The organism is Neobacillus niacini, from assembly GCF_000759675.1.
In the GTDB taxonomy this organism is placed as follows: domain Bacteria; phylum Bacillota; class Bacilli; order Bacillales; family Cytobacillaceae; genus Neobacillus; species Neobacillus niacini_A.
This window is the reverse complement of the sequence record NZ_BAWM01000138.1, coordinates 587-12,678: the sequence shown is the minus strand read 5'-3', so window position 1 is coordinate 12,678 and position 12,092 is coordinate 587. Positions and strand designations below refer to the sequence as shown.

14 protein-coding genes and 1 pseudogene are annotated in these 12,092 nt (G+C 40.1%); 1 reads left to right on the top strand and 14 read right to left on the bottom strand.

The window, feature by feature from the left end:
- Nucleotides 1-98: 98 nt before the first annotated feature.
- A complete protein-coding gene (locus TR08_RS25070) occupies nucleotides 99-458 on the top strand; it encodes a TIGR04086 family membrane protein (protein WP_081954653.1) in 360 nt (119 codons plus the stop codon).
- A 34-nt stretch (nucleotides 459-492) separates the two neighbouring features.
- Here TR08_RS25070 and yajC read toward each other — a convergent pair whose 3' ends face one another.
- From yajC to TR08_RS32835, 14 genes and pseudogenes are all read right to left on the bottom strand, one after another.
- On the bottom strand, nucleotides 493-792 hold the full coding sequence (yajC, locus tag TR08_RS25065; RefSeq protein ID WP_045522908.1) for a preprotein translocase subunit YajC: 300 nt from the start codon (nucleotides 790-792) through the stop codon (nucleotides 493-495).
- A 29-nt stretch (nucleotides 793-821) separates the two neighbouring features.
- Nucleotides 822-1,961, bottom strand: a complete 1,140-nt coding sequence (gene tgt, locus TR08_RS25060) for a tRNA guanosine(34) transglycosylase Tgt (RefSeq protein WP_045522906.1) — start codon at nucleotides 1,959-1,961, stop codon at nucleotides 822-824.
- A gap of 28 nt (nucleotides 1,962-1,989) precedes the next feature.
- A complete protein-coding gene (gene queA / locus TR08_RS25055) occupies nucleotides 1,990-3,018 on the bottom strand; it encodes a tRNA preQ1(34) S-adenosylmethionine ribosyltransferase-isomerase QueA (protein ID WP_045522905.1) in 1,029 nt (342 codons plus the stop codon).
- A gap of 24 nt (nucleotides 3,019-3,042) precedes the next feature.
- Entirely contained in the window at nucleotides 3,043-4,044 is a 1,002-nt protein-coding gene (ruvB, locus tag TR08_RS25050) for a Holliday junction branch migration DNA helicase RuvB (protein WP_045522904.1), read from the bottom strand.
- An 11-nt stretch (nucleotides 4,045-4,055) separates the two neighbouring features.
- Nucleotides 4,056-4,667 carry a Holliday junction branch migration protein RuvA gene (gene ruvA, locus TR08_RS25045; protein ID WP_045522902.1) on the bottom strand — a complete coding sequence of 204 codons (612 nt, stop codon included), beginning with the start codon at nucleotides 4,665-4,667 and terminating at the stop codon, nucleotides 4,056-4,058.
- A 134-nt stretch (nucleotides 4,668-4,801) separates the two neighbouring features.
- Entirely contained in the window at nucleotides 4,802-5,443 is a 642-nt protein-coding gene (locus TR08_RS25040) for a response regulator (RefSeq protein WP_045522901.1), read from the bottom strand.
- Nucleotides 5,444-5,454: 11 nt separating this feature from the next.
- The gene (locus TR08_RS25035) at nucleotides 5,455-6,564 is read right to left on the bottom strand and encodes a GAF domain-containing sensor histidine kinase (protein WP_045522900.1); all 1,110 of its coding nucleotides are present in this window, start codon (nucleotides 6,562-6,564) and stop codon (nucleotides 5,455-5,457) included.
- A 157-nt stretch (nucleotides 6,565-6,721) separates the two neighbouring features.
- Complete coding sequence (locus TR08_RS25030) at nucleotides 6,722-7,096, bottom strand: VOC family protein (protein ID WP_045522899.1); 375 nt, start codon at nucleotides 7,094-7,096, stop codon at nucleotides 6,722-6,724.
- Nucleotides 7,097-7,108: 12 nt separating this feature from the next.
- Nucleotides 7,109-8,134, bottom strand: a complete 1,026-nt coding sequence (locus tag TR08_RS25025; protein ID WP_045522897.1) for an S-adenosylmethionine:tRNA ribosyltransferase-isomerase — start codon at nucleotides 8,132-8,134, stop codon at nucleotides 7,109-7,111.
- A complete protein-coding gene (locus TR08_RS25020) occupies nucleotides 8,134-8,859 on the bottom strand; it encodes an SDR family oxidoreductase (RefSeq protein WP_045522895.1) in 726 nt (241 codons plus the stop codon). The genes TR08_RS25025 and TR08_RS25020 overlap by 1 nt, the downstream gene beginning before the upstream one ends.
- Nucleotides 8,860-9,031: 172 nt before the next feature.
- Complete coding sequence (locus TR08_RS25015; RefSeq protein WP_045522893.1) at nucleotides 9,032-9,583, bottom strand: BofC C-terminal domain-containing protein; 552 nt, start codon at nucleotides 9,581-9,583, stop codon at nucleotides 9,032-9,034.
- 134 nt (nucleotides 9,584-9,717) lie between these two features.
- Entirely contained in the window at nucleotides 9,718-10,422 is a 705-nt protein-coding gene (locus TR08_RS25010; RefSeq protein ID WP_045522892.1) for a YhcN/YlaJ family sporulation lipoprotein, read from the bottom strand.
- Between the two features lie 100 nt (nucleotides 10,423-10,522).
- Complete coding sequence (locus TR08_RS25005) at nucleotides 10,523-11,503, bottom strand: phosphotransferase (RefSeq protein ID WP_045522891.1); 981 nt, start codon at nucleotides 11,501-11,503, stop codon at nucleotides 10,523-10,525.
- A pseudogene (locus TR08_RS32835) lies at nucleotides 11,487-12,092 on the bottom strand (hypothetical protein); the annotation flags it as partial. The pseudogene TR08_RS32835 and the gene TR08_RS25005, both read right to left, overlap by 17 nt.

Sequence of the window (12,092 nt, the reverse complement as noted above, 5' to 3'; positions counted from 1 at the left end):
ACTAGGTAAGAATCTGTTTATCTTAGGGTAACAACGTTAAGATAAGGGAACTGAAGGGGGAGAGTATTATCGAATCAAAAAGCTTTGGTACAGCTATTTTGTACGGGTTAATTTTTATCTTCTTATTTGCGATTGTCAGCAGCCTCATCTTTGCATTAATTCTTAGATTTACTTCTGTTCGGGAAATCTCGCTTCAATACATTGTGACGGCTGTATCGTTTATTGGGCTATTTGGAGGAGGATTTCTATCAGGCGGAAAGCGCAAGCAAAAAGGATGGCTGATTGGGGGCTTAACTGGTTTAATTTACAGCTTCATTGTCTTCTTGTTCCAATATTTAGGTTATGATCGTCTTTTTGATGTGGAACAAGTCATCTACCATGTTTGCTACACTTTAATTGCCATGATGGGTGGAATTCTTGGGGTAAATATAGCAACAAGCAACTCGAGAACAGCATAGAAAAAGGAAGCCAGTATTTTGGCTTCCTTATTTCTTATTTGTCTAAAGAAACTTCTGCTGTAGCAGCTGTTTTTGCAGATTCTGTTACTTCACGAATTGCATTTCGGTCAAATGTTAGACGGCTGCCGTCTCCACATTTAATCACGACTTTGCTTTCATCGATTGAATCGACAAAACCATGTAAACCACCAATCGTGACAATTTTATCACCTTTTTTTAATTCGTTTTGCATTTGCTGAACCGCTTTAGTACGTTTTTGCTGCGGGCGAATTAGTAGGAAATAAAATAATACAAACATTAATATTAATGGAATGATTGAACCAAGTCCTTGCATGTTGTTTCCCTCCTTTCAATGAGCATCTATTAGAAATTTTTCGCGTTAGGTTTGTTAAAACCATAACGTTCAAAAAACTCTTCTCGGAAATCACCAAGCCGGTCTTCCCTAATAGCTTGTCTGACCTTCTCCATTAATCTTAACAGAAAATAGAGATTATGGTAAGATGTTAATCTAATTCCAAAAGTTTCATCACATTTAATTAGGTGACGAATGTATGCCCTGCTATAGTTTCTGCATGTGTAGCAATCACAATCTGGATCGAGTGGACCGAAATCTTTTGTAAATTGGGCATTTTTAACCACTAGACGTCCAGTGCTGGTCATCAATGTACCATTTCTAGCAATTCGAGTTGGCAGTACGCAGTCAAACATATCAATTCCTCGAATCGCCCCATCAATCAAGGAATCCGGTGATCCCACGCCCATTAGGTAACGTGGTTTATTTGTAGGCAATAGTGGTGTAGTGAATTCAAGAACGCGATTCATGACGTCCTTTGGCTCACCAACAGAAAGTCCACCAACCGCGTATCCAGGGAAATCAAGCGAAACTAGGTCTTTTGCGCTCTGCTTCCGAAGCTCTTCATACTCTCCACCTTGTACAATTCCAAAAAGACCTTGGTCATTTGGTCTTTGATGCGCATTCAAACAGCGCTCTGCCCATCGAGAAGTTCTCTCTACTGATTTTTGCATGTATTCATATGTAGCTGGGAATGGAGGACATTCATCAAATGCCATCATAATATCGGAACCAAGGTCATTTTGAATTTCCATTGCCTTTTCAGGTGATAAAAATAATTTTTCCCCGCTCATATGATTACGGAAATGAACGCCTTCTTCTTCAATTTTGCGAAATTCACTCAAACTGAAAACCTGGAATCCACCAGAATCAGTTAAAATTGCTCGGTCCCAATTCATAAACTTATGAAGGCCGCCAGCTTCCTTAATAATTTCATTTCCAGGACGAAGCCATAAGTGATAAGTATTACTTAAAATAATACCAGCACCCATTTCTTTTAAATCCTCAGGTGACATCGTTTTTACGGTAGCAAGCGTTCCTACCGGCATAAATGCAGGCGTGTCAAAGGAACCATGCGGCGTATGTACTCTTCCTAAACGGGCGCCCGTTTGCTTACATGTTTTGATAAATTCATATCGAATCGCAGTCAAATTCTCTTTCTCCTTCCTTAACGTTAACCTAGATAATGAGCATCGCGTCGCCAAAGCTGAAAAAGCGATAGCGCTCATTTACAGCTGTATTATAGGCATGCAATATAGTTTCTCTTCCAGCTAACGCACTTACAAGCATGATCAAAGTTGATTTTGGCAAGTGGAAATTTGTAATCATTCCATCGATTGCTTTAAATTGGTACCCTGGATAAATAAAAATATTGGTCCATCCACTGCTTTCAATGAATGCCCCATTGTTTTCAGAAGCGATGGTTTCAAGTGTCCGGGTCGATGTTGTCCCGACGGTAATAATTCTCCCGCCATTTTGACGCACTTCATTGAGCAAACGTGCTGTCCCTTCTGTAATCATATAAAACTCTGAGTGCATGTCATGCTCTAAAACATCATCAACACTTACAGGTCTGAAAGTCCCAAGCCCAACATGAAGCGTAATAAACGCAACATGAACACCTTTATCTCTCACTTCATTCAGAAGCTCTTCAGTAAAATGGAGCCCTGCTGTTGGGGCTGCAGCCGACCCTGGTTCACGGGCAAATACCGTTTGATATCGTTCTCTGTCATCAAGCTGCTCTTTAATATAAGGAGGTAAAGGCATTTCTCCTAAACGTTCAAGTATCTCATAAAAAATACCCTCATAGTTAAACTCCAAGACTCTTCCGCCATGATCGGAGGTCCCGGTACAAACAGCAGTAAGCAACCCGTCACCGAAGTCTATTTCTGTACCCTCTTTAATTCGCTTTGCAGGCTTAACAAGCGTTTCCCATTGATCTCCTTCTAGCTGCTTAAGTAATAATACTTCAATTTTGGCACCGGTATCTTTTTTCACGCCAAAAAGGCGTGCCGGAAGGACCCTTGTATCATTTAATACGAGGCAATCCCCTTCACGCAGATATTCGGAAATATTTTTAAACGTTTCGTGCTTTAGGTCGCCTGTTTCCTTTTTAACAACCATCAATCGGCTATCTGTTCGGTTTTGAAGAGGAACTTGTGCAATTAACTCTTCAGGCAAATGAAAATCAAATAAATCTACCTTCATAAAAACATCCCTACTTATCAAAAATTACTGTTTTGGTGGCTCCATGCCAAAATGGCGATAGACTGAATCTGTGACCATTCTTCCTCTTGGAGTACGTTGTAAAAAGCCAATTTGCAGTAAATATGGTTCATAAACGTCTTCAATTGTTTCAGATTCTTCACCAATTGACGCGGCAATTGTATCAAGTCCCACAGGACCACCACGGAATCTTTCAATAATTCCTTTAAGCAACTTGTGGTCGATATGGTCAAGACCAAGCTTGTCTACCTGTAAGAGTTCCAAAGATTCCCTAGCCAATGCTAAATCAATTTCTCCATTGCCTTTCACCTGGGCAAAATCTCTCACCCTTCGAAGCAACCGATTGGCTATCCTTGGGGTTCCACGTGCTCTCCTTGCTATCTCAGCAGCTGACTGCTCGTCAATCTTAGTTTCGAATAATTCTGCAGTTCTTAGTACAATATTTTTCAATTGGTCTTCCTTATAATACTCGAGACGGCTCAAAACTCCAAATCGATCCCTAAGTGGTGCAGATAAGGAACCCGCCCTTGTTGTAGCTCCAACAAGCGTGAAGGGTGGAAGGTCAAGACGTACGGAACGAGCACTTGGACCTTTGCCAATGACGATATCCAGGCAAAAATCCTCCATTGCTGGATAAAGAACCTCTTCAATCGTTCTTGGAAGCCGGTGGATTTCATCAATAAATAAAACGTCACCCGGTTCAAGTGCAGTAAGAATGGCAGCTAAATCACCTGGTCTTTCAATAGCAGGACCAGAGGTTGTACGGATGTTTACACCCATTTCATTGGCAATAATGACGGCAAGCGTCGTTTTTCCTAATCCAGGAGGACCATAGAGAAGAACATGATCTAATGTTTCCTTGCGGAGTCTTGCTGCCTCAATGAATATCTCAAGGCTTTTTTTCACTTGATCCTGACCAATATATTGTCTTAAAGTTTGAGGTCTGAGGCTTTGCTCTAAGGAGATTTCGTTCTGGTTTGCTTCACTAGAAATAATTCTCTCATCCATGAATAATCACCTTATTTTAAAAGCCGCTGCAGGGCTTTTTTAATATATTGGTCGGTTGACAGCTGTTCTTTTCTTAGCTCAGGTGTAATCTTTTTCACTTCTTTATCAGAATAGCCAAGTGCTTGCAAGGCAAGTATGGCCTCATCAAAAGCTGTATTGGTCGACTCTGTTGCACTCGGGAATGTATCGGCATTAAATAAATTTGGAAAATAATCCGGGACAATATCCTGTAATTTCCCTTTTAAATCTAGGATCATTTGTCTTGCCGTTTTTTTGCCGACCCCAGGGAATTTTATTAGGAAGCTTTCATCTTCATTTTCAATAGCTGAAACTACCTGCTGCACTTCACCTGAAGCCAGAATCGCCAGTGCCCCTTTAGGTCCGATCCCAGAGACATTCAGCAATTTCGTAAACAGCTTTTTTTCTTCTCTTGACTCGAAGCCATATAACGCCATTAAATCTTCACGGACGTAATGATATGTATAAACAGTAACATTAGTATTCATTTTACTAGAATAAATAAACGGATTCGGTGTTGAAATTTGATAGCCAATCCCATTATTCTCAATCACAATATATTCAGGACCAACAAACTCAACGGTTCCTTTGAAAAATTCGTACAATCGCTTTCTCTCCCTCAGCGTTTCATGTACTCCATTCTATCATAAAAATTTAAAGGATAAGAAAAAGATAGCTATGTAGGGAAAGAATAAAAATTTTCTGTTAAATTCAATTGGCTACCTTTTCCGGTCGCCAATTACTCCACAAGCTGATTCTTAACCGCATAAAGAGCAGCTTGAGTACGGTCTGCTAATTCAAGTTTTGACAAAAGATTAGATACATGTGTTTTCACGGTTTTTTCAGTTATGAACAGTGAAGAAGCTATTTCCTTATTACTTTTTCCTCTAGCGATTTCCTTAAGAACGTCTAATTCTCTCTTCGTTAACTGCTCAATTAAATTTTCTTCATTACTTTCTTTATTGGATAAATTAGCGAGCAAATGTGATGTTGCTTTTGGATGAAGCTGATTTTCACCAGCGATGATTTTTTTAATACAATTAATTAACTCGTCGGGCTCTATGTCTTTTAATTGATAGCCAGAGGCACCAGCTTCTAACGCTGGGATCACATGATCCTGATCAGAAAAACTTGTTAGCATCATTATTTTTATTTCCGGCATTTCACTTTTTATTATTTTTGTGGCCTGTATTCCATCCATTTCAGGCATTACAAGATCCATTAAAATAAGGTCAGGTTTCAGTGTTCGTGCGAGTTCAACTGCTTCTTTACCGTTTCCTGCTTCTCCAATAATTTCAATATCGCGCTGTGTTTTCAGAAAAAAAGCCAGACCACGTCTTACAACATGATGGTCATCGGCTATTAATATACGAATCCCCATTTTTTCTCCCCCTAGATTGGAATTTGTATTTGAATTTCTGTTCCGCTGCCTGGTTCGCTGCTTAATAGGAATGTTCCATTTAAGCTTTGAGTTCGTGCTTTCATATTTTTCAATCCAAACGATGGCAGTTCAAGCTTGTCATCATAATAGAAGCCGCAGCCCTGATCTTGAATCGTCATTGTAACAGAATCACTGCTTCTATTTAAAAATAATGACACATGCGTTGTTTGAGAATGCTTCTTACAATTACCAAGTGCTTCCTGCCCAATTCTCCACAATGCTTCTTCTACTTTTTCTGGAAAGCTTGAAATCCCCGTTAATTTTGCATCGAGCGTTAAACCCAACATCTCAGCATAGCTGCTTAATGCACTAATGATTCCATTTTCAAGTCCCTGTGGTTTTAGCTGCCAAATAAGCGCCCTCATTTCCCCAAGAGCGTCCTGGGCTAGATTCTGAATATAAGAGAAGGTTTGCTTTACCTCTTCATTTTCTGTCATTTCTCTGCCCGCTCTAGCTGTCAGGCTTAGAGAGAAAAGTAATTGATTAACGGAATCATGCAAATCCCTGGCAAGTCGATTCCGCTCGGTAATTAGAGCAGTCTCCTGTTCTCTTTGAGTTAATTTTATTCTTTTTAATGCCGTTCCGATTTGAAAGGCTACAGCCTCTAGTAAAGCCAGTTCATCTTTTTGAAAATGCGTTTTATAAGGAGACCCGACATTTAATAATCCAAATCGCTCATTCCCTGCTCTTAGCGGGACAGTAGCATGATGTGTCAGACCACCTGTATCACCCGCTTTTTCGAGGATTACATTCTCAATTCGCTGACATTCGATTATGTTAACCGCCTTGTTCAATTTACCGCTGTTGTACCGATTAACACACCAGCAATCCCCCATACACATTCTTTTGTTATCGTGTTGTGCTAATGGTGCAGGTAATGCCTCATTTGCGGCAAGCTGATGTGCCCCTGTTTCATCTATTAAAAATATCCAACCAGTTTTCAGCCCCGTCAGGTGCAAAAGTTTTCTTAATACCCCTGCTAAAACAGTCCTGGAATCTGCCCCTTCATTCAATAATTCAGCAATTTCCTTTAGGATGCCGATTTCTTCATTTCTGGACATACAATCCCCCTCCCCAGTCCAAATTTATATTTTTGATTAAATCATAGTATTATCACAATCTTGAAGGCAAGTATGAAGTAGAAGCTGGTACGTAAAAAAGAAAATCGGCACGTAAAGCAACGAAAACGGCATGTAAGGAAGGTTTTTAATAAAAAGGTCATTTTGATAACGGTAAGCTTATTCCTTGAATCTGTAAAAATTCAATTACCTCATTGTCAGGACCCTTAAAAAATACAGTCTCCCAGCCATTTTCTAGTTTATAGGGACCTTCAATAGCTATGATGCCATCTTCTTGGAAATTTTTGATTACTTCATGAATTGTGTCGACTTCTAAACAGATGTGAACACCTTGGGAAACTGGCCTTTTTCCTCCTGAAATGAGTTCAAGCCTGAAATCATTATTTGCTAAAAAGACAATATTTTCGTCTTGGAAGAGAAGTCGCCCTTCCTCATGGAGACCAATAAACTTTTGAAAGAATGCTATTGATGTCTCTAAGTCTTTTACTTCAATCGCAAAATGGTGAAAGCGCATGGTCATTCCCCTTTATAATATTAAATTCATATCCCCAAACTCGTGCCATAAATATTGCTGATCAATCGCTTCCTCATATGCGTACCACAATAAATCCTGTGGTACGAACGCAGTAAGCATATCTAGGTGGCTCGCTTTTGGTTCGTGAAAACCTGTAATAATTCCATCCACCATTTTCAGTGGAAAACTTTGATTAATATATAGATTGGTTACACCATTTAATGTGCCAGTTATTCCTGCACTTTCTAATGCTCTTACCACCGTTGTCCCTACAGCAATTACCCTTCCTCCTAACGCTTTGGTGTAACGAATTTTCTCAATCGTTTTTTCGGAAAGATGATATTCTTCATAATTATCAGTTGGGGAAGTTTCAATTTCGTCTAGGAGGTAGCTTAGTCCAGTATGAAGCTGTATGAAATCAAGCTCAATCCCCTTCTTTTGAAGGTTGAATAACAACTCCCAGCTGAAGGCTCTACCTGCTGAAGGCATTTCGACCGAGCCTGGATGGCTGGCAAACACGGTTTGGTAATAATCCAGCCCCCATTTGTTATGAATATATTCATATCGAACCGGTTCCCCGAGTGCATAAATACTATTAAAAAGGTCTGTTCCTTTTTTGGAGAAAACGATTGTTTTTAGTGGTGAACCTTCTTTCATTTCAATGATAACAGCAGTAAGGTCGGATGAAAATTGCAGGATATCACCCAATCTAACTTCATCTGCCACGACTAAAACATCCCAAATTTCCTCATCACGTTTTCTTGCCAGCCTTATTTCAACTTCTTGTTGGATTACTTTTGTATCTCTAAACAGTGTGCCTTGTAGGATGGCTGGTACGGTTCGGCTGTTGTTCATGACAACCAAGTCCCCAGGCTTCAGATAATCAGCAAGTCTGAAGAATTTGTCATGACTGACATTACCTTTTTTTTTGTCCAACACCATCATCTTTACATGATCTCTTCTTATTCCCCGTCGTTCTGGTGGATGAGAAGCGTTTAACTCTGAAGGTAAATAGAAATCAAATGCAGTTGCTTCCATCATAATCCCTCCCTAGTAAAATCTTGGGCCTCAAATCGCTGGCCTGTGATTCCATTTGACTTTTCTGAGGCTAGATATAAGAACACGTTTACGATATCCTCAGGATTTGCTAATGGGTAATCACAGTCAGGAACCGCTAATTGGTGCATGTCTGTATCCATTTCCCCTGGATCCACCATGTTTACACGGACGTTGGTTGAGCTTAATTCATCTGCCCAGGTTTCAGTGAGGCCCTCGACAGCAAATTTAGAAATACCGTATGCCCCCCAGCCTGCATATCCAACATGCCCTGCTTCTGAAGTTACATTAATGATAGAGCCTTGATTGCGTTGCAGCATTCCGGGAATGACTCTTCTTGTCACTAAAAACGGCGAGATGGAGTTTACACGTAAGACTTCAGCAAAATCCTCCTCAGGATAATCCAGCAATAGCGGCATTGGACTTGTTCCGAGAATCGAAGCATTATTTATGAGAATATCAATTTGCCCAAAAGCCTCCTCCGTCATGGCTACAAACCGTTCGACATCTCTAGTTAGTGAAATATCAGCTGTAACCGCAAGGACCTCTGCACCTAATCCCTCTGCTTCCTCCTTTACCTGGAATAACCCCTTTGATGTTCTCGAACAAATGGCTAGCCGTGCTCCTTCTTTTGCAAACGCTAGTGTTAATGCCCTTCCTAAACCTTTGGATGCACCGGTAATCATAACTACTTTTTTATTTATCATTTCAATCGCTCCTTTAAGTGTTTAACTCGATGTCTTTAGCTTAAAGGAATTAGGAAATACTTCCCTCAGAAAAAAGCTTGAACTTTATCTACAACTTTAGGATGAGATTTCTAGCAATTCAAAAAAATACAATAAAAAAAACAGGCTGAATGATCAGTCTGTTTTATATTGATTATTCTTGCATCGAATATGGTTTAAAGGTTTCTAGAACCTCTACATACCGATCTTTGGTTTTGATTGGTATACCCTGAATAAGCTCATCTTGTTTTTTGCTTTCGAGCTTTTTCACATCAATCTGAAAAAAGGATTGGATGATTCGTGATCGGTCAGGCCGACCATTAAAAATGGTCAACACGCCATCGTCAGTAATTCCGAAATAGCCATTAGCTTTAAGCAATGGTGAAATGTCATCCACTTCTTTTCTAAAAACCATTGTGGATTCATCCATTTCAATTAACTGCCACTGATCATACTTGGTCCAAAAGTTTTCGATAGACCAGTAAGAATCCTGGACTACTTCCTCACTTATTTCTCCATCAAGATAGATTCTTTCCAAAATAATGGTCAATTGCTGAGGTTCCGACTTTTGCTGTTCTTGATGGTTTTCTATTTGTTCGGCGAAACCAGTTAAAACTATTCCTGGCGCCATTCCGATAGACATGAAGAGAACAACCGTAACAAAGGCTAAACCAAGCCGATACTGAGCTACCCAATTGAACCTCATGCATAATCACCTCTTAGTATTAGAGATCTAATTCATTTTCAGTACTAGTTTAGCCTTTTTTTTCCTTTTTATCCTTTTAAAAAAAATCAAAGAGACAAAGCCAATTTTTCGGCTTTGCCTCTCTTACATTTATGCTATTTGTGTTTACGGCTATTAGGTTCTAATCGCTGGGAATCATTGTTCCTGTTACCTTCACGTCCAAGAGCACCATCATCAGTTATAACTTGAACAGATCTTCCACCAACCAAAGGCTTAACAGCGTTTTGGATCGCTTTTTTTGTTTCCTCCGCACGTTTGTTGTTTTCTAATTTAACGGAAACCATAACAGAATTTCCATAAAGAACAGAGCGGACTTGTCGAACATTTTCAATGTCTGCTACCTTACTTTTAATTCTTTCAGTGATTCGATCTTGTGATTCAGGATTCGTCGTGGTACCCGTGTTGCCTAGTCTTTGATTTAAATGACCATGATAATTCGCGTCACTTGTACTAAACTGATTGTCTCTTTGGAAAAAGTTATGGTCATGGTTTGCGAGCGGTTTTGTTGGGTTGGGTGGATTTCCATTACCATCTCTATCGCTAAACTTCTTTCTTCGTTCTTCATTATATGATTGGTTTTCCACTCCTAGATTATGGTCCATGATTTCTGTGAACGGACCATCATTGTCTGCAGGCATTCCATTGGAGCCGTTTTTATGATTTTCATTGGAATAGTAGCCCACCGGCTGCCCCATATTTCTGTGATCTTTATCAAAAGCCGCACGGTCATCATTTGCACAACCTGACAGCCCTACAGCCAGTAAGGCGGACAGAGGAATCATCCACTGTTTCAAGTTCAAGCGAAAAACCCCCTCTATGATGCGTGAGCATAAAAAATATGCTCATATTTAGGTTGTGAGCTTTGAGGGGATTTCATTCTGCCAGAATAGACCATGAAAATCAGTTCGTCATCTTTTTTAAAGTATCAATGAATTTTTTCCGTGAATAATATTGACCAATCGTTAAGTCCATAATTTGATTATATTTTTGCTGGTCTCTATATGATCCTTCACGAATAAGCCGGTTCCATTCTCGGAAAATATCTGCAGGAAATGCTAATGCATGTATAAATGCCTTCTCGTTCAACAGTTTTTCATATTGTGAAAAATGAGCTAACCGATCAAAAGACCAGTCCAAACTGGGAAGAATTCGATTGGCATATTGCAAATAATCTAAGGAAGCAGGACCAATACTAATTAAATCAAAATCAATGAGATGTAGGATTCCTTTTGTATCACGCAAGAAATTATGATGGGCAACATCTCCATGAAGAATGCAATATGGTTCATTCAAAAACAAGGACCGATCTTTTTCCATCCCGCTTAGCGACCAATATGCCCAATCCATCATTTCAGCTAATATTTTGTCATTAATAAAGTATTTTAAAGTAGAGCTATTTGATGAAAAAATTTTACCTCTGTCTCTCCATTTTTCAATTATTACTCCTTTGGGGATCAGCGTACGATATCGTGACTCAAAGGACGATGTTACAAGATGGAACTGCTCCAGAAGTTCAAGACCATCCTGCCGATTTTTTTTAGATTTGAATGAAAAAGGCGTTTTATTCGGTGGAATGTACTCCATGCACCCAAAGTAAGTCCCCTCAAAAAAGAGTGGTTCTTTTATTTGAGGATGTACAAAAAGATAGGTTTTTAAAAAGCCTTCTTTCCTAAGGGTTGAGGTAAACGCTTCCTGTAGCCGAAGTCGTTTATTCGTATGAAACCCTTTAAGCATATAAGCATCTTTATCAGTTTTTATCCAAATAACGCTTTTTCGATAGGGCACCATTTCCAAAATATTTTCTTTAAATTGCGAGCGTAAATAAGAGAGGAGACGAATGAAATAATCATCGTCTCCTTTTTGATTAAAAGTCATACTCATAGCTTTCATCTTCGTAACGCATCATGCCATCCATTGGACCCATTCCATAAGGGTTCATGTAAGGAGGCTGCGCTACATTTGCTGGTCCTGTATATGGTGCACTGTAAATAGGAGGCGTTGGCGGCACAAAGTTTTGTTGCGGCATTGCTTGTGGTTGTGGTCCACCACAGCCACAGTCACCTAAAGCACCGGTTCCAACTGGTAATCCCCCTTGTGAAGGAAATGGCTGATGCATAGCTGGCATTTGACCACCTACATATGGCATTCCCATATCTGGTGACTCATAGTCTTGAGCTCCCATTACTTGAGGTGCTGGACCCATTTGTGGGTAACCGTATGGCATTTGACCATATGGTGCTCCCATTCCTGATTCGTCAAAGCCTGGTCCCATTGGTCCTCCCATTCCTGGCTGACCGAAACCTGGTCCCATTGGTCCTCCCATTCCTGGCTGACCGAAACCTGGTCCCATTGGTCCTCCCATTCCTGGTTGGTCAAAGCCTGGTCCCATTGGTCCTCCCATTCCTGGTTGACCGAAGCCTGGTCCCATTGGTCCTCCCATTCCTGGTTGACCAAAGCCTGGTCCCATTGA